Source organism: Thauera aminoaromatica (assembly GCF_000021765.1).
Taxonomy (GTDB): Bacteria; Pseudomonadota; Gammaproteobacteria; order Burkholderiales; family Rhodocyclaceae; genus Thauera; species Thauera aminoaromatica.
The window spans coordinates 4,197,379-4,220,106 of sequence record NC_011662.2 but is presented as its reverse complement, the minus strand read 5'-3'; the positions used below and the strand labels follow the sequence as shown (position 1 = coordinate 4,220,106).

Below are 22,728 nucleotides of genomic sequence, written 5' to 3'. Positions count from 1 at the left end.
GCGACCGGGGGGGCCGAGCCGGCAGGCTTCAGGGCGCTTCGGCGTCGGCGTACACCTCGTCCAGCGTGATCTCCGTATCCAGGCAGTCCAGCCGGAAGGCGCCCTCGGCGCAGGTCTCGTGGCGCACCGGATCGCCGAAGCGGTAGATCTCCACGGAGCGCTTGTCCGGATCGACGAGCAGATATTCGCGCAGCGAGGGGATGGCCTGGTAGGCGAAGAGCTTCTCGCGGCGGTCGATGCGCTCGGTGCTCGGCGACAGCACCTCCACCAGCAGGCAGGGACTGCGGCGGTAATAGGTCTCGCGGTCGTCGGGCGCGCAGGCCAGCACGATGTCGGGGTAATAGAAGTAGGTCTGGCCGGTGTGCTCGACGCGGACCTTCATGTCGGCGATGAAGAGCTGGCAGCCCTTGCGGCGGGCGTGCGGTCCGATCGCGAGGCCGAGGCTGGTGACGACCAGGCCATGCCTCGCGCTGGCGCCGCCCATCGCCACCACCTCGCCGTCGAGGTATTCATGCTTGATTTCGCTCCGGGTCTCGCCTTCGAGGTAGTCCTCGACACTGATCGGGGCGGGGCGTGCCAGGGCGTTGCTCATGAGGGCCTCCGTTGCGGCAGGTGGGCGGCAGATCGACGACGAATGATACGGTGGCAGTCCTCGTGCCGGCCAGCACGCCCGCGGACCGCGCGGCAGCGCGCGGCGTCGGCCGGGTGTTCGCGCCAAGGGGCGCTGCGGGCGGGGAGCCCCGCCACGCTCACAGCAGCACGATGTCGTACTGCTCCTGGGTGTAGCTGCCCTCGGCGTGCAGCGAGACCTTCTTGCCGATGAAGTCCGACAGCATCGCCAGCGACTGGCTCTCCTCGTCGAGGAAGAGGTCGATCACGTTGGGCGCGGCGAGCACGCGGAACTCCCGGGCGTTGAACTGGCGTGCCTCGCGCAGCAGCTCGCGCAGGATCTCGTAGCACACCGTGCGCGCGGTCTTGACCTCGCCGCGGCCGCTGCAGGTGGGGCAGGGCTCGCACAGCAGGTGGGCGAGGGATTCGCGCGTGCGCTTCCTCGTCATCTCCACCAGGCCGAGCGCGGTGAAGCCGTTGATGCTCATCTTGGTGTGGTCGCGCGACAGCGCCTTGCGGAACTCCTCCAGCACCATCTCGCGATGCTCGACGTTCTCCATGTCGATGAAGTCGATGATGATGATGCCGCCGAGGTTGCGCAGGCGCAGCTGGCGGGCGATGGCCTGGCTGGCCTCGAGGTTGGTCTTGAAGATGGTGTCGTCGAAGTTGCGCGCGCCGACGAAGCCGCCGGTGTTGACGTCGACGGTGGTCATCGCCTCGGTCTGGTCGATGATCAGGTAGCCGCCGGATTTGAGATCGACGCGGCGGGCGAGCGCCTTCTGGATCTCCTCTTCCACGCTGTAGAGCTCGAAGAGCGGGCGATCGCCGCTGTAGTGCTCGAGCAGCGGCAGCACCTGGGGCGTGTACTCGGCGGCGAAGGCGGTGAGCTTCTGGAAGTTCTCCCGCGAGTCGACGCGGATGCGTGAGGTCTCGTCGGTGACGAGGTCGCGCAGCGTGCGCTGGCCCAGCCCGAGGTCCTCGTGCAGCAGCTTCGGCGGGAACAGGCCCACGGTCGAGCCGGAGATCTCGCGCCACAGCTTGCGCAGGTAGGCGATGTCGGCGGCGAGCTCGGCGTCGGTGGCGGATTCGGCCATCGTGCGCACGATGAAGCCGCCTGGCTCGTCTTCCGGCACCAGCGCGACCAGCCGGCTGCGCAGCGCCTCGCGCCCGGCCTCGTCCTCGATGCGCTGGGAGATGCCGATGTGCTTTTCCTGCGGCAGGTAGACGAGCAGGCGGCCGGCGAGGCTGACCTGGGTGGACAGGCGTGCGCCCTTGGTGCCGATCGGGTCCTTGAGCACCTGCACCATCAGGCTCTGGCCTTCGGTGAGGATCTTCTCGATCGGACGCGCACCCTCGCCGTTCTGGCGGTCGCTCCAGATGTCGGCCACGTGCAGGAAGGCGGTGCGCTCGAGGCCGATGTCGATGAAGGCCGACTGCATGCCGGGCAGCACCCGGACGACCTTGCCGAGGTAGAGGTTGCCGACGATGCCGCGGCTGGCGGTGCGCTCGACGTGCAGCTCCTGCACCACGCCCTGCTCGACGATCGCGACGCGGGTTTCCTGCGGGGTGAAGTTGATGAGGAATTCGATGCTCATGGACGGGGTGTGCTCACAGGACGGGGTGGCCGAAGATCTCGAGCAGGGCGGCGGTCTCGAACAGCGGCAGGCCCATGATCCCCGAGTAGCTGCCGCGGATCTCCTCGATGAAGATCGCGGCGTGACCCTGGATGCCGTAGGCGCCGGCCTTGTCGAAGGGTTCACCGGTGGCGATGTAGCGGCGGATGTCGTGCTCGCTCAGCGTGCGGAAGGCGACCTCGCTGACCGACAGCCGGCTGCGCGTGCGCTCGCCGTCGCTCATCGCGACCGCGGTCAGCACGCGGTGGCGGCGGCCGGACAGGCGCTCCAGGATGGCGTGCGCCTCGGCGGCCTCGCGCGGCTTGCCGACGATCTCGCCGTCGACCTCCAGCGTGGTGTCGGCGGCGAGCACCGGATGCGGCAGCAGCTTGCGCCACAGCACCCGCCGCATCCCGGCCTGGGCCTTGGCGAGCGCGAGGCGCTCGACGTAGCGTTCGACCGCTTCGTCGGGCAGCGGGGTCTCGTCGACGTCGGCGTCCTCGCCGCGCTCGCCGGCGCGAAAGGTCAGCACGTCGAAATTGATCCCGATCTGGCGCAGCAGTTCGCGGCGGCGGGGGCTCGTGGAGGCAAGGTAGATGCGCGGGGTGAGGGTCATGGCATGGCGTTCCGCAGGATCCGCGACGCCGGTCGGCGCCGGTCGGGCTCGGGTGGCGCGATTCTAACGGGTTTCACCGCCCGCCCGCGCCGCCGTGCCGGCGTCACCGCCGCAATCGCGACTCGCGTCGCTCCCACGGGGGCCTTCGGAGACGCGGTGGTTCTTGTGGGAGCGACGCAAGTCGCGATCGGCCGATGCTGCAGGCGCTACTCGCGGTGGTAGGGGTGGTTCTTGAGCACCGTCCACGCGCGGTAGAGCGCCTCGGCGAGCAGGGGGCGCACCAAGGCGTGGGGGAGGGTGAGGCTGGAGAGGCGGATGGCCTCGTGGGCGCCCGCCTTGAACGCTGGGGCGAGGCCGTCGGGGCCGCCGACGATGAGCGCGACGTCGTCGCCTGCGCCCTGCCAGGACTCCAGCCGGCGCGCGAGCGCCAGCGTGCTCAGGTCGGCGCCGCGCTCGTCGAGGATCACGCGGCGGCAGCGCGGCGGCAGGGTGGCCTCGATGCGCGCGGCCTCGGCCGCCATCATCGCCTCCACCGTCTTGCCGCCGCTGCGCGGCTCGGCCTTGACCTCGACGAGCTGCAACTGCAGCTCGCGCGGCATGCGGCGGGCGAACTCGTCGAAGCCGGCCTGCACCCAGGCGGGCATGCGGTGGCCGACGGCGACGATGATCAGTTTCATGGTTGAACCTGCGCGCATGCGTGGACGAGCATGCGTCGAAAAACGCGACCGCCGCCCGCGCCGTACGCAGGCGGCCGCTCGCGCGGGGCGCTACTCGTCAGGCGGCGTTGCGCCGGCTGGACGGCGGGGTGTTCCAGAGTTCCTCGAGCTTGTAGTGCGCGCGCACCGCGGGCTGCATCACGTGCACCACGATGTTGCCGAGGTCGACCAGCACCCACTCGCCGGTCTCCTGGCCTTCGGTGCCGATGATCTCGCCGCCGGCTTCCTTGACCTTGTCGTGCACGTTCTGCGCGAGCGCGCGGGTCTGACGGCCGGATTCGGCGCTGGCGACGACGATGCGGTCGAAGAGGGGGGTGTGCTTCGAGGTGTCGATGACTTCGATGTCGCGTGCCTTGATGTCTTCGAGGGCGGCGACGACGATCTTTTCGAGGGTGGGGGTGTCCATTCGGATCCTGTGTGGGCCGGCGCGGGGCGCTCAGCGGTAGAGATGGTGCGCGGCAATATAGTCGAGAACCGATTCCGGCAGCAAATAGCGGGCACTGTGGCCGTCGCGCACCAGATCGCGGATCAGCGAGGCGGAGATCGCCAGCGGGGTCATGTCGAAGGGGACGACGCGGCCCGCCGGTGCGCGGCGCAGATCCGCGGGGTCGGCGGTGTGGCGGCCCGCGCAGGCGGCGTCGAGCGCGGGCGACAGGGTGGCGGGCCAGCGCCGGCCGTGGGGCGCGTAGCCGGGGCGGTTGGCGACCGCGATGTGGGCGAGCGCGAACAGATCGGTCCAGCGGTGCCAGGTCGGCAGCCCGGCGAAGGCGTCGGCGCCAAGGATCAGCACCAGCGGCTGCTGCGGGCCGATCTCGGCGCGCAGGCGCTCGAGGGTGGGCACGGTGTAGCTCTTCTGCTGCGCGCGCACCTCGCCGTCGTCCACGCTGAAGCCGGGGTTGCCGGCGGTGGCGAGCCGTGCCATGGCGAGGCGGTCCTCGGCGGTGCTGCCGGGCTCGCCGCGGTGCGGCGGCTGGCCGGCGGGGATGAAGCGCACGCCGTCGAGGCCGAGCGCCTCGCGCGCTTCTTCGGCGAGGCGCAGGTGGCCGGTGTGGATGGGGTCGAAGGTGCCGCCGAGCACGCCGAGCGGGGCCCGGACGGGCGGCTCGAAAGCGGCTCTGGCCGGCGAAGGCGCGGGCTCAGTCGCCATCGCGCGCGTCGTCGTGTGCGGCGGGATCGCGCGCGGGGTTGCTCTCGGGGAGGCCGAACACGTCGCGGGTGGCGGTGTAGAAACTCGCGAACACGATCGGCAGGATGATCAGCGGCACCGGCAGCGCGGCCACGCTGCCCAGCGTGGGCGAGAGCAGGCCGAGCACCGCGACCACGAGGCCGGGCAGCAGGCCGGCGAAGATCGCCAGCCCGAGCGCGTAGGCGACGAAGGGCCGCCAGTTGCGCAGGCAGGCGTAGAAGCTGAAGAACATCGCCTTGGGCGCGGGCAGCTTCCACCAGCCGGCGAGCGCGGGCGCGAACCAGTAGGCCATCATCACCGGCGTGCTCAGCACGAGGCCGACCACCAGGGTGAAACCGAGCGAGGAGTCGGCCGCGGCCTGCGCGTCCATGTCCTCGCCGCGCATCACCGCGGCCAGGCTGCCGTCGTCGACCAGCATCACCAGCATCAGCACCACCAGGGTGGCCGCGAGGTAGAGCCCGCCGACCACCACCAGGCCCTGCAGGTTGGACTTGAAGCCGGAGAAGAGCACGTCGGGACCGGTCTTGCGTCCGCCGTCGATGGCGCGGCAGGCGTTCAGCACGCCGACCGAGAGCGCAGGCATCAGCAGCGAGGCGACGAGCTGGCCGAGCAGCGGCACCAGGCTGATCACGATGATCGAGAGCAGGTAGCCGAAGGTGGCGAAGGTGAGCAGCGCCGGATTGCGCCGCCACAGCTGCAGGCCTTCGCGCAGCCAGGCCCAGCCGCGCGGCATGGGGAGTTGTCGTGCTTGCATTCGTTTCCAGGGGTCAGGGTTTCGGGGGCGCGTCCGCTGGCGCGGAGTCGGGAGCCGGATCGGATTCGGGGCCGGGCGCGGGGGCGGAGCCGGGCGCGAGGTCGGGGTGGGGGCCCGGTTCGGGAGCGGGCGGTGCCGCGGAGGGGGCTGCGTCATCGGCCGCGGGGTCGGCCGCGGGCGCGAGCAGCACGGGGGCGGGCGGGATGCTTTCGCCCGACGTCGCCCCCGCTGCGGGCGCGGGCGGGGCCGCGGGGGCCGGCAGCAGCGGCGAGAAGGTCTCCTTCCACGCCGCGTAAAGCGCGCCGGCGATCATCGGCACCAGCACCAGCATGCCCAGGCCGGCGGGGATCATCGCCACCCACACCAGCACGTAGAGCAGCGCGGCGAGCACGACGAAGGCGAGCAGGTTGTGGAAGCAGGCGCGCGCGGACAGCCTCATCGCATCCAGCGGCGCGACCTCGTGCAGCATCACCAGCGCCGGGGCGAACCACAGCGCCATCATCAGCAGGGCCCACAAAACGGTGAACACCACCACGCCGAGCATCATGCCGCCGGCGGCGACGCCCGCCCCGGCGATCGCGCCGAGCGCGCCCGCCGCCGCGCCGGTGAGCATCGCGCTGCCGCCGATCGCGGCCGCGGCCAGCGCCGCGAGCAGCAGGCCGAGGAGGTGGAAGAGGCCGACCAGCAGCAGGTTGCCGGCATGCTGGCGCAGGCCGTCGAAGAGCTGGCCGACGTGCAGGCGCTCTCCGCGGTCGAGTGTGCGCGCACCGGAGAGCATGCCTGCGACGAGCACCGGCAGGGTCACGGGTGCGGCCGCCCAGCCGAGGAAGGGCACCATGCCGAGCGCGGCGAGGATCACGAAGAAGATCAGCGCCTGCAGCGCCCACACCAGCGGCGCCCGCATGAAGATGCGCCACCCGGCGGCGAGCCAGTCGAGGGCGTGGCCGGGCACCACGTCGCCGGGGGCGGGCGGCGGCGGATGCGGGCGGCGGGGCGGGGGCAGGGTGGCATTCATCGGCGTCGGGTCGGGGATGGGCGGGCGTGACAGAGCGGGCGGGGCGGCGTCAGCGCGGCAGGGGCGGCGCCGTGGCGATGCGCAGGCGCAGGATGTCGCGGTACTCGTTCGGGTCCTTCACCAGCACCATCTCGCCCGCGCGCGGCAGGTGGAAGTCAGCCGCGCGCGACATCCAGAAGCGCAGCGCGGCCGCGCGCAGCATGGCCGGCCAGGCGGCGCGCTCGGCGTCGGTGAAAGGGCGCTCGGCGTGGTAGGCGTCGAGCAGCGCGGCGGCACGCTCGGCATCCAGCCCGCCGTCGGGGGTGGAGCACCAGTCGTTGACGGTGACGGCGACGTCGAACAGCAGCGCGTCGTAGCCGGCGAAGTAGAAGTCGATGACGCCGCCGATGCGCACCCCGCCGTCGGCATCGGTGTCCCACAGCACGTTGTCGCGGAAGAGGTCGGCGTGGATCGCGCCGGCGGGCAGGGCGGCGACGTCGACCGTGGCCTGGAAGGCGATCTCGGCGTCGAGCAGGGTCTGTTCGTCGGCGGACAGGAAGGGCCGCAGCACCTGCGCGGTGGCGGCGCGCCAGGCGGCGCCGCGCGGGTTTTCCTGGCGGCGACCGTAGGACTGGCCGGCGAGGTGCAGGCCGGCGAGCATGGCGCCGACCCTCCCGCAGTGCGCCAGGCCGGGGCTCATCTCGGAGCGGCCCGAGAGCCGTACCACCAGTGCGGCGGGGCGCTCCTGCAGGGTGCCGAGGTATTCGTTGTGGCGGTTGGCGATCGGGCCCGGCACGGGCAGGCCGTGGCGCGACAGGTGCGCCATCAGGTGCAGGTAGTAGGGCAGCTCGGCGCGCGGGATGCCCTCGAAGAGCGTCAGCACGTAGCGCCCGAGCGTGGTGGTGACGAAAAAGTTGCTGTTCTGCACGCCGGCCGAGATGCCCTCGAGTTCCACCAGGCGGCCGATGGCGTAGTCCTTGAGCCAGTCGGCGAGCACGGATTCGGGAACGGGGGTGAAGACGGACATGCGGACTCCGGGTAAGACGGTCGGATGGGGTCAGGCGGCCTGGGCGGCCGGGATGTCGATGCGGGCTGCGGCCGCGCGGTGCGCTGCCGCCTTCACGACCTGCCAGGCGGCGAGCTTGGCCTCCAGCCCGCGCGCGGCGTGCGCCGGGCTGGTCGAGGGCAGGCGGGTGAAGTGCAGCGGCGGCAGCGCGATGCGGCCGCGCACATGGCGGCGGAAGGCGGTCTCGGCGGCGGTGCCGTTGAAGAAGACGTGGCCGATGTCGGGGCAGGCGGCGAAGAGGCCGGCGAAGTCGTTGGCCTCGATGCTGTCGGGCGCGATCGCGCTGTCGAGGCTGCCGGCGCGCTCGCAGCGGCCGATGACGTCCCACAGCGCGACGCCGGCGGCGGCGAGGCGCTCGAGCCGCTGCGCGTAGGGGAGTTCCGCTCCGGCGCCGAAGAGCGCGCCCATGATCGGCCAGAAGGCGTTGCGCGGATGCGCGTAATACTGCGCGGCGGCGAGCGAGGCCGTGCCGGGCATGCTACCGAGCACCAGCACGCGCGCGTCGGCGCGGAACAGCGGGGCAAAGCTGCGCACCAGCGGTGCGGCGGTCGTGCTCACCAGGACTTGATCACCCACATCGGCACGGCGAGTTCGGGCGTGCCGTCGTGGCGCACCATCTGGCCGTTGCCTTCCTTGTCGATCAGGTAGTAGGGCACGCCGTGGGGCGGTGTGACCTTGACCATGTAGAGCTTGCCGCGCAGGCGGTATTCGGTGACGGTGTCCTCGCCGCGCTTGACGATGGTGACCTCGGGTTCGTCGGCTGCGCCCTCGGCGGGCATCGGCGGCGGCTCGGGGATCGGTTCGAGGTTCGCGGGCTGCTGGGCGAAGGCCGGCACGGCGGCGGCCAGCCACAGGACGATCAGGGTGCGGCGCATGATGTTCTCCGGAAGATGCTGCAATTCTAGCCGGTAATGCGGCACTCAAAGGTTCAGCATCATCTCGCGCTCGGCCGGAAGGGGCTGGAAACCGCGCCGCTCGTAATGCTTGAAGATGGCCTCGACCACCTCCTCGGGCTCGTCGATCACCTGCACCAGGTCGAGGTCTTCGGCGTTGATCATGCCTTCGGCGACCAGGCGCTCGCGCAGCCAGTCGAGCAGGCCCTGCCAGAACGGGCGGTGCACCAGGATGATCGGAATCTTGCGGCTCTTCCTGGTCTGGATCAGCGTCATCGCCTCGAGCAGCTCGTCGAGGGTGCCGAAGCCGCCCGGCATCACCACGTAGGCGGTGGCGAACTTCACGAACATGAACTTGCGCGCGAAGAAGTGCTGGAAGGTCTGCGAGATGTCCTGGTAGGGGTTGGCGGCCTGCTCCAGCGGCAGCTGGATGTTGAGCCCCACCGAGGGACTCTTGCCGAAGAAGGCGCCCTTGTTGGCCGCTTCCATGATTCCCGGACCGCCGCCCGAGATCACCGCGAAGCCCGAATCCGACAGCAGGCGGGCGATCTTTTCGGTGAGCATGTAGTACTTGTGGTCGGGCGGCGTGCGTGCGCTGCCGAAGATCGAGACCGCCGGCCGGATCGCCGCCAGGCGTTCGGTCGCCTCCACGAACTCTGCCATAATTCCGAAGATCCGCCAGGATTCGCGCGCGTTGAAGCGCGGTGCGGTGCTGTCGGGCACGCTGCGGGGGAGTTTGTCTTTCGCGGTCATGTTGTTGTTCTCTAGGATTCGGAATGCCCACCCTGCTGCTCGTCGACGGCTCCAGCTATCTCTATCGCGCCTTCCATGCCCTGCCCGACCTGCGCAATTCGCAGGGCGAGCCGACGGGCGCGATCCGGGGGGTGCTGTCGATGCTAAGGCGGCTGGAAAGCGACTACAAGGCAGAATTTCGCGCCTGCGTCTTCGACGCCAAGGGCAAGACTTTCCGCGACGACTGGTATCCCGAATACAAGTCCCACCGCCCGCCGATGCCCGACGACCTGCGCGCGCAGATCGCGCCGCTGCACGAGGCGGTGCGGGCCGAGGGCTGGCCGCTGCTGTCGGTGGAGGGCGTGGAAGCGGACGACGTCATCGGCACGCTCACCCGCCTGGCGCTCGAGCGCGGCTGGGAGGTGGTGATCTCGACCGGCGACAAGGACCTCACCCAGCTCGTGCGCCCCGGCGTGCGCTGGGTCAACACGATGAGCGAGGAAGTGCTCGACGAGGCCGGCGTGGCGGCCAAGTTCGGCGTGCCGCCCGAGCGCATCGTCGACTACCTCGCGTTGGTGGGCGACACGGTGGACAACGTGCCGGGCGTGGAGAAGTGCGGTCCCAAGACCGCGGTGAAGTGGCTGACCGAGTACGGCACGCTCGACAACCTCGTCGCCAACGCCGACAAGGTGGGCGGCAAGGTCGGCGAGAACCTGCGCAGGCATCTGGACTTTCTGCCGCTGGGCCGGAAGCTGGTGACGGTGGCGACGGATGTGGAGCTGCCGGTGGGGCTGGACGAGCTGCCGGCGCGCGCGGACGACAAGGCGGCGCTGCGCGCGCTCTACGAGCGCTTCGAGTTCAAGTCATGGCTGAAGGATCTGGATGGCGGTGCGGAGAGTGTCGCCGCCTCGAAGGCCGCGTCCGATGCGCGCCGCTTCGACCGCCAGGAAAATCGGGGACAGACCCCGATTTCCGAGGCTGCGACCACGACGCCAGGGGAGGGCGGGGTGTGCGCAATCTCCGCGGATGAGCAAATGAAAGACCTGACCCCGGTCTATCTTCCCATCCTCGACTGGCCGACCTTCGACGCCTGGCTGGCGAAGATCTCCGCTGCCGAGCTCACCGCCTTCGACACCGAGACCACCAGCCTCGACCCGATGGCGGCCAGGCTGGTCGGGATGTCCTTCGCGGTCGAGCCGGGCGAGGCGGCCTACCTGCCGCTGGCGCACCGCGGTGCCGCGCAGTTGCCAGAGGCGCCGGAGCAGTTGCCGCTGGACGAGGTGCTCGACAGGCTCAGGCCCTGGTTCGAATCCGACCGGCACGCCAAGCTCGGGCAGAACCTCAAGTACGACGCCCACGTGCTCGCCAACCACGGTATCGCGCTGCGCGGCATCGCGCATGACACCCTGCTCGAATCCTACGTGCTGGAGAGCGACAAGGCGCACGACATGGATTCGCTCGCCAAGCGCCATCTCGGCCTCGCGACGATCCCTTATACGGAGGTCTGCGGCAAGGGTGCCAAGCAGATCGGCTTCGACGAGGTCGATGTCGCGCGCGCCACCGAATACGCCGCCGAGGACGCCGATGTCACCCTGCGCCTGCACCAGCACCTGTGCCCGCAGCTCCAGGCCCTGCCGCAGCTCGAAGCGCTTTACCGCGAGCTCGAGATGCCGGTGCTCGGCGTGCTGCAGCGCATGGAACGCACCGGGGTGCTGATCGACCCCTTCCTGCTCGGCCAGCACTCGGAGGAGCTCGGCCGCCGCCTGTACACGCTCGAGGGCGAGGCACATGCGCTCGCCGGCCAGCCCTTCAACCTCGGCTCGCCCAAGCAGCTCGGCGAGATCCTGTTCGGCAAGCTCGGCCTGCCCGTGGTCAAGAAGACCGCCACCGGCCAGCCCTCCACCGACGAGGAGGTGCTGGAGAAGCTCGCCGAGGACTACCCCTTGCCCAAGCTCCTGCTCGAGCACCGCGGCCTGTCCAAGCTCAAGAGCACCTACGCCGACAAGCTGCCGCGCATGGTCAATCCGCGCACCGGCCGCGTGCACACCAGCTTCTCGCAGGCCACCGCGGTCACCGGCCGGCTGTCGAGCTCCGAGCCCAACCTGCAGAACATCCCGATCCGCACGCCCGAAGGCCGCCGCATCCGCGCCGCCTTCATCGCGCCGCGCGATCATCTCATCGTCTCGGCCGACTACTCGCAGATCGAGCTGCGCATCATGGCCCACCTTTCGGACGACGCCCGCCTGCTCGAAGCCTTCGCCCGCGGCGAGGACGTGCACCGCGCCACCGCCGGCGAGGTCTTCGGCGTGGCGCCGGCCGAGGTGACGAGCGAGCAGCGCCGCTACGCCAAGGTGATCAACTTCGGTCTCATCTACGGCATGAGCGCGCATGGCCTGGCCAAGAACCTCGGCATCGAGCGCGCCGCCGCGCAGGCCTGGATCGACCGCTACTTCGCGCGCTACCCCGGCGTTGCAGAGTACATGGACCGCACCCGCGCCGAGGCGCGCGAGCAGGGCTACGTCGAGACCGTCTTCGGCCGTCGCCTCTACCTGCCCGACATCCGCGCCAGCCAGGCCGGCCGCCGCGCCGGCGCCGAGCGTGCGGCGATCAACGCGCCGATGCAGGGCACGGCCGCCGACCTCATCAAGAAAGCGATGATCGCGACCGACGCCTGGCTGGCTTCCTGCGGCTTGAAGTCGAAGCTGGTGCTGCAGGTGCACGACGAGCTGGTGCTCGAGGTACCCGGGGCCGAGCTCGAAACGGTGCGGGAAGAGCTGCCCCGGCTGATGGGCGGCGTCGCCACGCTGAAGGTGCCGCTGCTGGTGGAGGTCGGCGCCGGCGACAACTGGGACGAGGCCCACTGAGGCGGAAGCGCCGCAATCGCGACTCGCGTCGCTCCTACGGAAACCGCCGGGCTTCCGGAGTCTCCGGTAGGAGCGACGCAAGTCGCGATCCGGCGGTCGAATGACGCAGGCGGTCCCGGAAGCGCCGCAATCGCGACTCGCGTCGCTCCTACGAGAAACGCCGCGGCCATCGTTGCTGCCGCGCGCTTGCGGGCTTGGCATATCATCCGGGCCATGACTGCCGTACCCGAACCGATCGCATCCAGCACGCCCGCCCCCGCCGTCGAGAAGCCGCCCTCGAGCAGCATGAAGGTCTACCTCCGCCTGCTCGGCTACACCCGGCCCTTCCTCGGCTACTTCGCGCTCAGCATCCTCGGCTTCGCCATCGCAGGCGCCTGCAAGGCGGGGCTGGCGAGCGTGCTCAAGTACTTCATCGACGGTCTCGCCGCGCCCGATGCGCCGATCGCCACCGGCCTGCCCTGGCTGGACGCGCTCGACCTGATCTTCGCCATCCCGCTCATGATCGTCGTCATCGCGCTCGTCGAAGGCCTCGGCACCTTCCTCGGCAACTACGGCATCTCGCGCGTCTCGCTCGGCCTCATCCACGACCTGCGCACCCAGCTCTTCGGCAGCTTCCTGGTGCTGCCCAACCGCTTCTACGACGCCAACAACTCCGGCCACCTGGTCTCCAAGCTCACCTACAACGTGTCGATGGTGACCGACGCGGCCACCGATGCGGTCAAGATCCTGTTCCGCGAGGGCCTCACCGTCGTCGCGCTGCTCGGCTACCTGCTGTGGATGAACTGGCGCCTGACGCTGACCCTGCTGGTCGTGCTGCCCGCGATCGCCTGGCTGGTGTCCAACGCCAGCCGCAAGTTCCGCCGCCTGTCGAAGAACATCCAGACCTCGATGGGCGAGGTCACCCACGTCGCCTCCGAGACCATCCAGGGTTACCGCGTGGTGCGCAGCTTCGGCGGCGAGGACTACGAGCGCGCGCGCTTCCGCAAGGCCAGCACCGACAACACCAAACGACAGCTGAAGATGGTGCGCACGCAGGAGACCTTCTCGGCGCTGATGCACCTGATCGTGTATTCGTCGATGGGCCTGCTGCTCTTTACCGTGCTGAAGGTGCGCGGCGACGCCTCGGCTGGCGACGTGGTCGCCTACATCACTGCCGCCGGCCTGCTGCCGCGCGCGATCCAGCTGCTCGGCGGCGTCAGCGCGCGCATCCAGCGCGGCGTCGCGGCGGCCGACAGCATCTTCGAGCAGCTCGACGAGGCCCCCGAGCCCGACACCGGCAGCGTCGAGCGCGAGCGCATCACCGGCCGCGTCGAGGCGAAAGGGCTGGGCTTCGGCTATCCAGGCGCGGAAGGTCGCGCGCTGCAGTGCATCGACTTCAAGGCCGAGCCGGGCCAGATGATCGCGCTGGTCGGCAAGTCGGGGAGCGGCAAGTCGACCCTCGCCAACCTCATCCCGCGCTTCTACCAGCACGACGCGGGCCGGCTGCTGGTCGATGGCGTGGCGGTCGAGGACTACACGCTCGCCAACCTGCGCCACCACATCGCGTTGGTCACCCAGCAGGTCACGCTCTTCAACGGCACGGTGGCGCAGAACATCGCCTACGGCGAGCTCGCCGGCGCCAGCCGCGAGCAGATCGTCGCCGCCGCCGAAGCCGCCAACGCGTGCGAGTTCATCGACCGCCTGCCGCAGGGCTTCGACACCGAGATCGGAGAGAACGGCGTGCTGCTCTCCGGCGGCCAGCGCCAGCGCCTCGCGATCGCGCGCGCGTTGCTCAAGAACGCGCCCATCCTGATCCTCGACGAGGCTACCTCGGCGCTCGACACCGAGTCCGAGCGCCTCATCCAGGCGGCGATCGAGCGCCTGATGGAAGGGCGGACGACGATCGTGATCGCGCATCGGCTGTCGACGATCGAGAAGGCGGACCAGATCCTGGTGATGGAGGCCGGCCGCATCGTCGAGCGCGGCACGCATGCGGAGCTGGTGGCCCGCGGCGGCGTCTACGCGCGCCTGCAGGCGATGGGGATCGAGCCGGACGCCGCGGCTTGAGTTGCGATCGTGCGCGTATCGAGCCGCGCAGCGATTGCTCCGCCGCCGCAATCGCGACTCGCGTCGCTCCTACATCCGGGCCCGGTCCGCGTCGCGTCGCTTGTCTCGCGACTCGCGTCGCTCCTACATCCGGGCCCGGCCCGCGTCGCGTCGCTTGTCTCGCGACTCGCGTCGCTCCTACATCTACGCCCGCGCCGGTTTTCGTGGGAGCGACGCAAGTCGCGATCGGGCGATGGAACGACCGCGATCTGCATCGGAGTCGTGCATCGCGACTCGCGTCGCTCCTACATCCACGCCCGCGCTGGTTTTCGTAGGAGCGACGCAAGTCGCGATCGGGCGATGGACCGACCGCGATCCGCATCGGAGCCGTGCATCGCGACTCGCGTCGCTCCTACATCTACGCCTGCGTCGGTTTTCGTGGGAGCGACGCAAGTCGCGATTTGGGCGATGGAATGATCGCGGCCGCATCGGAGCCGCGGATCGCGACTCGCGTCGCTCCTACCGGAGCTTCAAATCCCGCAGGCGCGGGTTGTTCATGTCCTTCGCCGACAGCTGCGGCGCTTCGATCGGCCACGGGATCCCCACGTCCGGATCGTTCCATGCCAAGCCTCCCTCGTCCGCCGGGAGGTAGAAATCGGTGCATTTGTACTGGAAATCCGCCACCTCGCTCAGTACGCAGAACCCGTGCGCGTAGCCGGGCGGCACCCACATCTGGCGGTGGTTGTCGTCGTTCAGTTCCACCCCGACGAACTTGCCATACGTCGCCGAGGCCGGGTCGATGTCCACCGCCACGTCATACACCGCCCCGCGGCTCACACTCACCAGCTTGCCCTGCGGGCGCGTCTTCTGGAAATGCAGCCCGCGCAGCACGCCGCGCTGCGAGCGCGAGTGGTTGTCCTGCACGAAGGGCAGGGTGATGCCCGCCTCGCGGTAGCGCTCGACCTGGAAAGTCTCGAGGAAGAAGCCGCGGTGGTCGCCGAAGGCCTTCGGCTCGATGATCAGCACCCCGGGCAGTGCGGTCTCGATCACCTTCATTGCCCGCCCTCCTGGCGCAGCAGGCGCTTGAGATACTGGCCGTAGCCGGTCTTGCTCATCGCCTCGGCCTGGCGGGCCAGCTGCGTGGCCGACAGCCAGCCCTGGTTGTAGGCGATCTCCTCCAGGCAGGCCACCTTCAGGCCCTGGCGTGCCTCGATGGTCTGCACGAAGTGGCTCGCCTCCATCAGCGAATCGTGCGTGCCCGTGTCCAGCCAGGCGAAGCCGCGTCCGAGCAGGCTCACGTGCAGGTCGCCGCGCTGCAGGTAGGCGTTGTTGACGTCGGTGATCTCGAGCTCGCCACGCGGCGAGGGCTTCACCTGCCGGGCGATCTCCACCACCGAGTTGTCGTAGAAATACAGCCCGGTGACCGCGTAGTTCGACTTGGGCGCCTTGGGCTTCTCCTCGATCGAGATCGCCCTGCCGCTGGCGTCGAACTCCACCACGCCGAAGCGCTCGGGGTCGGAGACGTGGTAGCCGAACACCGTCGCTCCGCGCTCGCGGCGCGCCGCTTCGCGCAGCATGGCGCTGAAGCCGTAGCCGTAGAAGATGTTGTCGCCCAGGATCAGGCAGACGCGGTCGCCGCCGATGAAGTCCTCGCCGATCAGGAAGGCCTGCGCCAGGCCGTCGGGCGAGGGCTGCTCGGCGTAGCTCAGCGCGATGCCGAAGTCCGCGCCGTCGCCGAGCAGCTTGCGGAAGTTGGGCAGGTCGTCCGGGGTCGAGATCACCAGGATCTCGCGGATGCCGGCGAGCATCAGCACGGACAGCGGGTAGTAGATCATCGGCTTGTCGTAGATCGGCAGCAGCTGCTTGGAGACGCCGCGCGTGATCGGATGCAGCCGGGTGCCGGAGCCGCCGGCGAGGATGATGCCTTTCATGGTTCGAAGGTCCTGGATGAGAGGGAGCGGACGGTCTGGTGACGAAGTGCGTGCGGCGATGGGGTGCGAGTCGTTTCCGGTTGGAAGTCTATGCCATCGATCCGCCGGCGTGACCGTCGGAGGGTGCGATGCACGTCGTGCGTGCGGGGAGCCATCGATGCGGTCCTTGCGTGGTCAGTCGCCCGAATCGCGACTCGCGTCGCTCCTACGGGAACCGGCGCGCTCATTGGCGTGCATGGCGCTCGGCTTGGCCTGTAGGAGCGACGCAAGTCGCGATCGCGGCGTTCGGAGGTCCGCAGCGGATCGGTGTCTGGGCGGCCCATCGCGACTCGCGTCGCTCCTACGCGGAAGCGGCGATACGGGCGAGGCAGGCGTCGCACAGGGCGCGGGCGCGGGGCTCGTCGGCGGCCTCGGCGTAGCAGCGCAGCTCGGGGGCGTTGCCGGAGGGGCGCAGGTGCACGATCTCGCCGGTGGCGAAGCTCGTGCGCAAGCCGTCGGTGGTATCGATCGCGATCACGTCGCCGGCGTCCGGCGCCATCAGCGCGGCCGCCTCCGCGGGGGTCTGCTGCAGGCGCGCGATCAAGGCGCGGCTGAACTCGGTCGGCACGTTCTGGATGCGGTCGCTCGCGGTGAAGCGGCGCGGCAGGGCATCGGCCAGCTGCGACACTGGACAGCCCTTGGCGCGCGCCATGGCCAGCAGGGCCAGCATCGGCAGCAGCGAATCGCGCGTGGGCAGGGCCTTGAGCCGTGCTGCGCCGGCGGGCAAGCATTTCTGCGTCGCCTCGGGCCCATCCGTCGCAACTTCGGCAGATCCAAAGCCGCCCGTCCCAACGCTGCCCGCCCCAACGCTGGCGGTTTCCGCCGCACTTGCCCCGATCGCCTCCCCATACTCGACATCGCTCCCGAGCAGGAATCCCCCGTTCGCCTCGTAGCCCACCACCCGCCCCGCGCCGCGCTGCGCGTCCATTCCGGCGATCACGTAGGGCGAGCCGATGCGCGTCCGCAGCACCTGCCGGAACGCGCCGCACTTCTCCACTGCGGTGTTGCTGCTCACCGGCGTCACCACCACGTCGGCGTGCAGATACTGCGCGCACAGGATGCCCACCACGTCGCCGCGCAGCCAGGTGCCGGTCTCGTCGCCGATCAGCGGGCGGTCGGCATCGCCGTCGGTCGACACGATGGCGTCGAAGCGATGCGCCTGCGCCCATGCGCGCGCCTGCGCGATGTCCTCGGCGCGCACGGCCTCGGTGTCGATCGGCACGAAGGTGTCGGTGCGCCCGAGCGACAGGACCTCGGCGCCGAGGCGCTCGAACACCGTGCGCAGCACGTCGCGCGCCACGCTCGAGTGCTCGTACAGCGCCACGCGCATTCCCGCAAGGGCGCCGATGCCGAAGAAGTCGGTGTAGCGCGCCACGTAGGCCTCCAGCGCCGCGGCATCGACCGCAGGCAGGGGCGCCGGCGACAGCGCATCGGGCACGGGCACCTCCGCATCGAGGATCGCCTGCTCGTCCGCCTTGTCGATCTCGCCGTCGGCGCGATAGAACTTGATGCCGTTGCGGTCGAAGGGGATGTGGCTGCCGGTGACGACGATGCCCGGAGCGCGCTGCAGCGCGCAGTAGTAGGCGAGCGCGGGCGTGGGCAGGGCGCCGACGAACACCGCCTCGCGTCCGGCGTCGCGGATCGCCTGGATGCAGGCCGCGGCGATGCGCGGGCTGCTCGGGCGCAGGTCGTGGCCGACGACGACGCGCGCGCTGTCGGTCGCAATGCTGCGCAGGAAGGCCTGCGCGTAGGCGTAGCAGACCGCGTCGGAGAGGTCGCTGACGAGGCCGCGCACGCCGCTGGTGCCGAAGCGCGCGTTGTGGGCCTCGGCGAGGTGGTGGAGTCGTGTGTTCATGGGGGTGAGTGAATCAGGGAATGGAAAACGGATGCCGCCCTCGCCTGTCGATCGCGCGGCAGCCTTCCGTAGGAGCGACGCAAGTCGCGATCCGGCGATCCGGTTGCTCCGGGCGTATTGCAGATCCCGGACGCTTGGATCGCGACTTGCGTCGCTCCTACAAAAGCGAAACCGCGGGCGCTACTCGTATATGTGCATTTCAGGCGCCGACGTCCTCGAACACCTCGTCCAGCCCGATCTCCAGCTCCAGTGCCGCCAGCACCAGGCCGCGCGCGCTGTCGCCGGTGGCGAGCAGCCAATCGTTGGAGGGCAGGCGGCGGAAGATCTCGACGCTGCGTCGCTCCGGATCGACCAGCACGTACTCCTGCAGGCTGTCGAGCATGCGATACGCGGCGAACTTCGCACCGCGGTCGTAGGCGGCGGTGCTGTCGCTCAACACCTCGATGATCACGCGCGGATGATGCAGCACGCGCTCGGCGGCGAGGTCTTCGGGGTGGCAGCTCACCATCACGTCGGGATAGAACACCGCGTCGGCCTGCATCACTTCGAGCTGCATGTCGGAGATGTAGGCGCGGCAGGGCGTGCCGCGAAGCTTCTGGCGCAACGAGGTGGCGATGTTCAGGGCCACGACCACATGATCCTGTCGTGCGCCGGCCTGGGCGAACACCTCGCCGGCGACATAGTCGTGCTTCATGGGCTGTTCGGCTTCCCAGGCGAAGAAATCCGCGCGCTCGAAGCGCGCGGCGGGTTGAGGCAGGGCCATGATGGGCGAGTTCCCGATCCGTGATATGGCTGAAGTCTAGCAGGGCGCGGGCGGGCTGCTCGATGGGCGCCGCAGGCTGCGGGCCGGCCGTGAGCAAATGAACGACCCGGCTCTGGTTTTCTTTCCCCGGTTTTCTTTCCCAAATCGACCCGCTATGCTCGACCAAACGAAGGAGTTCCCACCATGGAACTGCCCAAGCGCAGACCCGAATTCGACATCGATGCCTACATGGCGTGGGAAGAGGGTCTGCCCGAACGCCACGAGTACCTCGGCGGCGAGGTGTTCGCCATGTCGGGTGGCACGGATGCGCATTACACGATCCTGCTCAACACGGCAACGAGCCTCAAGGCTGCCCTCTCCGGCAAACCCTGCCGCGCCTTCATCTCCGGCATGAAGCTACGCGTCGACCGTGCCGACGCCGTCTTCTACCCCGACGTCTTCGTCACCTGCGACCCGCGCGACCGCCAGCCCGAGGCCAGCCTGGCCAAGCAGCACCCGGCGCTGATCATCGAGGTCCTCTCCGACTCCACCGCCGCGTTCGATCGCGGTCGCAAGTTCGAGCACTACCAGCAGATCGACACCCTGCAGGAATACCTGCTGGTCGAGCAGGACCGCAAGCACGCCGACCTTTTCCGCAAGAACCGCGAGGGGCTGTGGGTGCTGCACCCGGCGGGCGAGGGCGACGTGGTGAGGCTGGAAAGCGTGGGGACCGAGCTGGTGCTGGAGGGTCTGTACGAGGATGTCGAGCTGTGAGCGGATTCCGTGCCTGAATCCGTCGCAGCGAGGAAGGGTGGAACGCAGAAATCGCGACTTGCGTCGCTCCTACGAAGAACCGGGGCCGACCGGGACGCTGTAATCGCTACGGCAAACCGCCGCGCTTCCGGAGGCGCCTGTAGGAGCGACGCAAGTCGCGATCGCTACCCATGGCAGCGCCCTCAGCCGTGTCGCTCGCCGCTCCGCGCTCCGACGCTGTCCACCTCGAATCCCACCACGCTGCGGCTTTCCCGGCTGAGCTCCACGCCGATCAGGTGGATCGGCTCGCCGCGGGCGCGGTACTTGTCGGCATAGGCCCGATCGCGCAACTGCTGCAAGGCCTTGCCCTCGGGCACCAGCTCCACCACCTTGAACTCGAACAGATACACCTGCCCGTTGAACAGCACCGCCATGTCGATACGGCCCTTGTTGGTCGCATCCTCCAGCCGGATGTCCAGCCCCAGCGCGGCGAAGTGGCTGTAGAAGACGCTGGCGTAGTAGCCCTCGTATCGGGCAATCGGGTTGTTGCGGTACCAATCGTGCGGAATGCTGGCGAAGAAGGCGGTGATCAGCCGCTGCAGCCCGGCGAAATCGTTGGCCATCAGCCGGCGATACAGCTGGCCGGTGTGCTGGCCCGACAGCAGCGTCTCACCGCCCACCAGGCCCGCCAGCACCGCTGCCGTTGAGGCTGGCCTGCACCTCGAGGTTGGGGTATTTCGCAGGGCCTCCGCACTCGGACTGCATTTTCCCTGATCGCATAGCCACCTGAAAATACTCGTTCACATTCAACACCTTATGCATTCATCTTGTGAACCCTTCGAAAATTGCGTCTACTCTCGTCTTTTGGGCGAAGAGCGTGAGTGCGACGCAAAGGGGTTCCCTGATGAGCTATCTGGACGAAATCGATGATCCGCGCAAGCCGAGCAACGGCACCTTGCACGACTTCCGGGAGATCCTGGTGATCCTGATCGCCGCCGTGCTCTCGGACTGCGACACGGTCGAGGACATCACTTTCTGGGCACGCACCAAGCAGGCGTGGCTGCGTCGCTTCCTCGTGCTCAAGAACGGCATCCCGTCCGAGGAGACCTTCCTTCGGATCCTGCGTGCGCTCGATCCGAAGCAGTTCGAGAACATGTTCCGGCGCTGGGTGGGCGGCGTGGTCGGTGCGCTCAGCGACGATGCGGGCCTCGCCGGCACGATCGCAATTGACGGCAAGACCGTGCGCGGCTCGGGCAGCGGCGGCGAGAGCGCGATCCACATGGTCAGCGCCTTCGCCACCGAGTTGGGACTGGTGCTCGGCCAGGAGAAGGTCGCCGCCAAGAGCAACGAGATCACCGCGATTCCGGAGTTGCTGGAGGCGCTCTCGATCAAGGGGCTGCTGGTCACGATCGACGCCATGGGCTGCCAGAAAAGCATTGCCAAACAGATCGTTGCGAAGAAAGGCGACTACCTGCTGATGGTCAAGGGCAACCAGCCCAAGCTGCTCGAAGCGATCGAGACCGCCTTCATCGATCAGCACGGCGTCGCCTCGGTCGACCGCAGTTCGCTGGTCGAGCGCGGCCACGGCCGCACCGTCGGGCAGATCGCCTCGGTGCTCTCGGCCAAGGGCATCGTCGATCTGGCCGACTGGCCCAAGTGCGTGACGATCGGGCGCATCGACTCGATGCGGGTGGTCGGCGACAAGCAATCCGATCTCGAGCGGCGTTACTACATCAGTTCGCGCGCACTGAGCGCCGAGCAACTGGCGGCAGCGGTACGTGCGCATTGGGGTGTGGAGAACCGGCTTCATTGGATCCTCGATGTCAGCTTCAGCGAGGACGCCAGCACGGTGGCCAAGGACAACGCGCCGCAGAACCTTTCGCTGCTGCGCAAGATCGCGCTCAACATCATCCGTGCCGACAAGACCGACACGCGCAAGAGCAGCCTTCGGCTCAAGCGCAAGGGGGCGGCGTGGGATGACGGGGTGCGGGAGCGCATGCTGGGGATCCGGGCGATATGCTAGGCGAGTGCGGAGGCCCTGGGGTATTTCGTTCTTCCGCTATCGCCCTCAAGTTTCAGATTCTATCGAGTCGACAGCTGCTATTTTGACCCAGAGGGCCCGGGAAGACGAAAGCGAGGAGGGATTTCATTGCTCATTGCTCGATTTCAAGTGGTGCCGGCCTCTGCGCAGCAGTTCGCTGTACACAGAGAGTGTTTGTTGCAGGATGATCCTTTCGTCGAATTCCGCTAGCGCCTTCTTGCGTGCATTGGCGCCCATGTGGACTCTCAGATCAACATTGTCGTCGAGCATCGCAATGGCATCCGCCAGTGCGCCCGGAGCCTTGATCGGGATCAGAAGGCCGTTTTCGCCGTTGGCAACGACTTCGCGACAGCCTGGGACATCTGTCGTGATGATTGGCAATCCGCAAGCACAGGCCTCGATCAGGCCTTTCGGCAACCCTTCACGGTAGCTGGGCAGCACCACGAGATCCACTGTGCGATAGAGCCCGGGCATATCGTCCACATGCCCCAACCACTGCAACAGGCCGTCGTGCTGCCAGCCCGCCACCTGTTCCTCGGGGACCGCTGCAGGGTTGCCCTTGTCCGGCTCCCCCGCTAGCAGAAAGTCAATGTTCCTGCCGGTGTTTTTGAGCTGCCGAGCAGCCTCTACGAACTCCGCAATACCCTTGTCCCATAGCAAGCGGGCCGGTAGAAGCACCTTAAGAGCCGAGGTGCGCTCACGTGCCTGCTCTACCGGACTGAACCGATTGCAGTCCACGCCCGAGCCCAGAATCAACCGTATCCCCTCGGGTGTGGCTAGTCCCGTCCTCCTGAAAAGTTCTACATCATCGGGATTCTGCAGGATGAGACGTGCATCAGGACCCTTTAGCGCCAGCCGAAGCAGGGCACGTACGATCGGGCGCAGCAGGCGCGCCTTAAGGTCGTCGCTGCTGAAAACGTAGCCCATGCCGGCCACTGCATTGATACGTGCCTGAACGCCGGCCAGCCTTGCCGCCAGCGATCCATAGATCGCATTCTTTATGGTAAACCCATGGACTAGCTCTACCCGCTCTTCGATCAGTAGTCGTCGTAGCCAGAATATCAAGGCGAGCTCGCGCCAAGGGTTGAGGCTGCGCCGCTTCATAGGCGCAGGCAACCATCGCAGACCCATTTGGGTCAGTCTGGGGCCATAGGGGCCGGCTGGTGAGACCAGAAGGACCTCGTACCCAGCGTCGCGAAGCGCGAGAGCTAGTGATCGTCGAAAGTTGAACAGATACCAATCGGTATTGGCGAATAGCAGTACTTTCACCGTGATTTGCCTCTGCGGGGTGGCTCGGAC

22 protein-coding genes are annotated in these 22,728 nt (G+C 68.6%); 4 read left to right on the top strand and 18 right to left on the bottom strand.

Annotation, left to right across the window (positions count from 1 at the left end):
* Window positions 1–28: 28 nt before the first annotated feature.
* From TMZ1T_RS18535 to TMZ1T_RS18480, 12 genes are all read right to left on the bottom strand, one after another.
* Window positions 29–592 (bottom strand): Uma2 family endonuclease, encoded by a 564-nt coding sequence (locus TMZ1T_RS18535; protein ID WP_004324519.1) that lies wholly within the window; start codon window positions 590–592, stop codon window positions 29–31.
* 157 nt (window positions 593–749) lie between these two features.
* A complete protein-coding gene (gene rng, locus TMZ1T_RS18530; protein ID WP_012586166.1) occupies window positions 750–2,204 on the bottom strand; it encodes a ribonuclease G in 1,455 nt (484 codons plus the stop codon).
* 13 nt (window positions 2,205–2,217) lie between these two features.
* Window positions 2,218–2,838: a Maf family protein gene (locus tag TMZ1T_RS18525; RefSeq protein ID WP_004324523.1), complete on the bottom strand. Its 621-nt coding sequence runs from the start codon at window positions 2,836–2,838 to the stop codon at window positions 2,218–2,220.
* A 206-nt stretch (window positions 2,839–3,044) separates the two neighbouring features.
* Window positions 3,045–3,515, bottom strand: coding sequence for a 23S rRNA (pseudouridine(1915)-N(3))-methyltransferase RlmH (rlmH, locus tag TMZ1T_RS18520; RefSeq protein WP_004324525.1), 471 nt, complete (start codon window positions 3,513–3,515; stop codon window positions 3,045–3,047).
* Window positions 3,516–3,612: 97 nt separating this feature from the next.
* Window positions 3,613–3,960 (bottom strand): ribosome silencing factor, encoded by a 348-nt coding sequence (gene rsfS, locus TMZ1T_RS18515; protein WP_004324527.1) that lies wholly within the window; start codon window positions 3,958–3,960, stop codon window positions 3,613–3,615.
* Window positions 3,961–3,990: 30 nt separating this feature from the next.
* Entirely contained in the window at window positions 3,991–4,701 is a 711-nt protein-coding gene (gene nadD / locus TMZ1T_RS18510) for a nicotinate-nucleotide adenylyltransferase (RefSeq protein ID WP_012586165.1), read from the bottom strand.
* On the bottom strand, window positions 4,691–5,494 hold the full coding sequence (locus TMZ1T_RS18505; RefSeq protein WP_012586164.1) for a BPSS1780 family membrane protein: 804 nt from the start codon (window positions 5,492–5,494) through the stop codon (window positions 4,691–4,693). Before TMZ1T_RS18505 ends, nadD begins: the two co-directional genes overlap by 11 nt.
* Window positions 5,495–5,507: 13 nt before the next feature.
* Window positions 5,508–6,509, bottom strand: a complete 1,002-nt coding sequence (locus TMZ1T_RS18500; RefSeq protein WP_012586163.1) for a BPSS1780 family membrane protein — start codon at window positions 6,507–6,509, stop codon at window positions 5,508–5,510.
* Between the two features lie 49 nt (window positions 6,510–6,558).
* Window positions 6,559–7,515, bottom strand: a complete 957-nt coding sequence (locus TMZ1T_RS18495) for a homoserine kinase (protein ID WP_012586162.1) — start codon at window positions 7,513–7,515, stop codon at window positions 6,559–6,561.
* 30 nt (window positions 7,516–7,545) lie between these two features.
* Window positions 7,546–8,112, bottom strand: a complete 567-nt coding sequence (locus tag TMZ1T_RS18490; protein ID WP_012586161.1) for a DNA-deoxyinosine glycosylase — start codon at window positions 8,110–8,112, stop codon at window positions 7,546–7,548.
* Window positions 8,109–8,429, bottom strand: coding sequence for a DUF2782 domain-containing protein (locus TMZ1T_RS18485; protein ID WP_004300684.1), 321 nt, complete (start codon window positions 8,427–8,429; stop codon window positions 8,109–8,111). The genes TMZ1T_RS18490 and TMZ1T_RS18485 overlap by 4 nt, the downstream gene beginning before the upstream one ends.
* A gap of 45 nt (window positions 8,430–8,474) precedes the next feature.
* Window positions 8,475–9,200 (bottom strand): LOG family protein, encoded by a 726-nt coding sequence (locus TMZ1T_RS18480; RefSeq protein WP_004300686.1) that lies wholly within the window; start codon window positions 9,198–9,200, stop codon window positions 8,475–8,477.
* A 23-nt stretch (window positions 9,201–9,223) separates the two neighbouring features.
* On the opposite strand from TMZ1T_RS18480, the gene polA reads away from it, so the two are divergent.
* Complete coding sequence (gene polA, locus TMZ1T_RS18475) at window positions 9,224–12,043, top strand: DNA polymerase I (RefSeq protein WP_012586160.1); 2,820 nt, start codon at window positions 9,224–9,226, stop codon at window positions 12,041–12,043.
* Between the two features lie 285 nt (window positions 12,044–12,328).
* Window positions 12,329–14,089 (top strand): lipid A export permease/ATP-binding protein MsbA, encoded by a 1,761-nt coding sequence (msbA, locus tag TMZ1T_RS18470; RefSeq protein ID WP_144312184.1) that lies wholly within the window; start codon window positions 12,329–12,331, stop codon window positions 14,087–14,089.
* A gap of 498 nt (window positions 14,090–14,587) precedes the next feature.
* On the opposite strand, the gene rfbC is transcribed toward msbA, so the two are convergent.
* The 4 genes from rfbC to TMZ1T_RS18450 all read right to left on the bottom strand — a co-directional run bounded on the left by rfbC (window position 14,588) and on the right by TMZ1T_RS18450 (window position 18,656).
* Entirely contained in the window at window positions 14,588–15,124 is a 537-nt protein-coding gene (gene rfbC / locus TMZ1T_RS18465; RefSeq protein WP_012586158.1) for a dTDP-4-dehydrorhamnose 3,5-epimerase, read from the bottom strand.
* Window positions 15,121–15,999: a glucose-1-phosphate thymidylyltransferase RfbA gene (rfbA, locus tag TMZ1T_RS18460; protein WP_012586157.1), complete on the bottom strand. Its 879-nt coding sequence runs from the start codon at window positions 15,997–15,999 to the stop codon at window positions 15,121–15,123. The genes rfbC and rfbA overlap by 4 nt, the downstream gene beginning before the upstream one ends.
* Window positions 16,000–16,339: 340 nt before the next feature.
* Window positions 16,340–17,893, bottom strand: coding sequence for a phosphomannomutase (locus tag TMZ1T_RS18455; protein ID WP_012586156.1), 1,554 nt, complete (start codon window positions 17,891–17,893; stop codon window positions 16,340–16,342).
* Window positions 17,894–18,092: 199 nt separating this feature from the next.
* A complete protein-coding gene (locus tag TMZ1T_RS18450) occupies window positions 18,093–18,656 on the bottom strand; it encodes a Uma2 family endonuclease (protein WP_012586155.1) in 564 nt (187 codons plus the stop codon).
* Window positions 18,657–18,839: 183 nt separating this feature from the next.
* On the opposite strand from TMZ1T_RS18450, the gene TMZ1T_RS18445 reads away from it, so the two are divergent.
* Entirely contained in the window at window positions 18,840–19,409 is a 570-nt protein-coding gene (locus TMZ1T_RS18445) for a Uma2 family endonuclease (protein WP_012586154.1), read from the top strand.
* A gap of 182 nt (window positions 19,410–19,591) precedes the next feature.
* Here the strand turns inward: TMZ1T_RS18445 and TMZ1T_RS18440 are convergent, their stop codons facing one another.
* The gene (locus TMZ1T_RS18440; protein WP_012586153.1) at window positions 19,592–20,068 is read right to left on the bottom strand and encodes a PD-(D/E)XK nuclease domain-containing protein; all 477 of its coding nucleotides are present in this window, start codon (window positions 20,066–20,068) and stop codon (window positions 19,592–19,594) included.
* A gap of 224 nt (window positions 20,069–20,292) precedes the next feature.
* Between TMZ1T_RS18440 and TMZ1T_RS18435 the strand changes: the two genes are divergently transcribed.
* Window positions 20,293–21,411 carry an ISAs1-like element ISTha1 family transposase gene (locus TMZ1T_RS18435; protein WP_012586152.1) on the top strand — a complete coding sequence of 373 codons (1,119 nt, stop codon included), beginning with the start codon at window positions 20,293–20,295 and terminating at the stop codon, window positions 21,409–21,411.
* A 123-nt stretch (window positions 21,412–21,534) separates the two neighbouring features.
* Here TMZ1T_RS18435 and TMZ1T_RS18430 read toward each other — a convergent pair whose 3' ends face one another.
* The gene (locus TMZ1T_RS18430; RefSeq protein WP_012586151.1) at window positions 21,535–22,698 is read right to left on the bottom strand and encodes a glycosyltransferase family 4 protein; all 1,164 of its coding nucleotides are present in this window, start codon (window positions 22,696–22,698) and stop codon (window positions 21,535–21,537) included.
* Between the last annotated feature and the right edge of the window lie 30 nt (window positions 22,699–22,728).

Coding starts and splice junctions, on each gene's coding strand:
- TMZ1T_RS18535 (WP_004324519.1), bottom strand. CDS start 592: ATGAGCAACGCCCTGGCACGCCCCGCCCCGATCAGTGTCGAGGACTAC.
- polA (WP_012586160.1), top strand. CDS start 9,224: ATGCCCACCCTGCTGCTCGTCGACGGCTCCAGCTATCTCTATCGCGCC.
- rng (WP_012586166.1), bottom strand. CDS start 2,204: ATGAGCATCGAATTCCTCATCAACTTCACCCCGCAGGAAACCCGCGTC.
- TMZ1T_RS18480 (WP_004300686.1), bottom strand. CDS start 9,200: ATGACCGCGAAAGACAAACTCCCCCGCAGCGTGCCCGACAGCACCGCA.
- TMZ1T_RS18495 (WP_012586162.1), bottom strand. CDS start 7,515: ATGTCCGTCTTCACCCCCGTTCCCGAATCCGTGCTCGCCGACTGGCTC.
- TMZ1T_RS18455 (WP_012586156.1), bottom strand. CDS start 17,893: ATGAACACACGACTCCACCACCTCGCCGAGGCCCACAACGCGCGCTTC.
- TMZ1T_RS18525 (WP_004324523.1), bottom strand. CDS start 2,838: ATGACCCTCACCCCGCGCATCTACCTTGCCTCCACGAGCCCCCGCCGC.
- rsfS (WP_004324527.1), bottom strand. CDS start 3,960: ATGGACACCCCCACCCTCGAAAAGATCGTCGTCGCCGCCCTCGAAGAC.
- rfbC (WP_012586158.1), bottom strand. CDS start 15,124: ATGAAGGTGATCGAGACCGCACTGCCCGGGGTGCTGATCATCGAGCCG.
- rfbA (WP_012586157.1), bottom strand. CDS start 15,999: ATGAAAGGCATCATCCTCGCCGGCGGCTCCGGCACCCGGCTGCATCCG.
- TMZ1T_RS18445 (WP_012586154.1), top strand. CDS start 18,840: ATGGAACTGCCCAAGCGCAGACCCGAATTCGACATCGATGCCTACATG.
- msbA (WP_144312184.1), top strand. CDS start 12,329: ATGAAGGTCTACCTCCGCCTGCTCGGCTACACCCGGCCCTTCCTCGGC.
- TMZ1T_RS18485 (WP_004300684.1), bottom strand. CDS start 8,429: ATGCGCCGCACCCTGATCGTCCTGTGGCTGGCCGCCGCCGTGCCGGCC.
- TMZ1T_RS18435 (WP_012586152.1), top strand. CDS start 20,293: ATGAGCTATCTGGACGAAATCGATGATCCGCGCAAGCCGAGCAACGGC.
- rlmH (WP_004324525.1), bottom strand. CDS start 3,515: ATGAAACTGATCATCGTCGCCGTCGGCCACCGCATGCCCGCCTGGGTG.
- TMZ1T_RS18500 (WP_012586163.1), bottom strand. CDS start 6,509: ATGAATGCCACCCTGCCCCCGCCCCGCCGCCCGCATCCGCCGCCGCCC.
- TMZ1T_RS18450 (WP_012586155.1), bottom strand. CDS start 18,656: ATGGCCCTGCCTCAACCCGCCGCGCGCTTCGAGCGCGCGGATTTCTTC.
- nadD (WP_012586165.1), bottom strand. CDS start 4,701: ATGGCGACTGAGCCCGCGCCTTCGCCGGCCAGAGCCGCTTTCGAGCCG.
- TMZ1T_RS18505 (WP_012586164.1), bottom strand. CDS start 5,494: ATGCAAGCACGACAACTCCCCATGCCGCGCGGCTGGGCCTGGCTGCGC.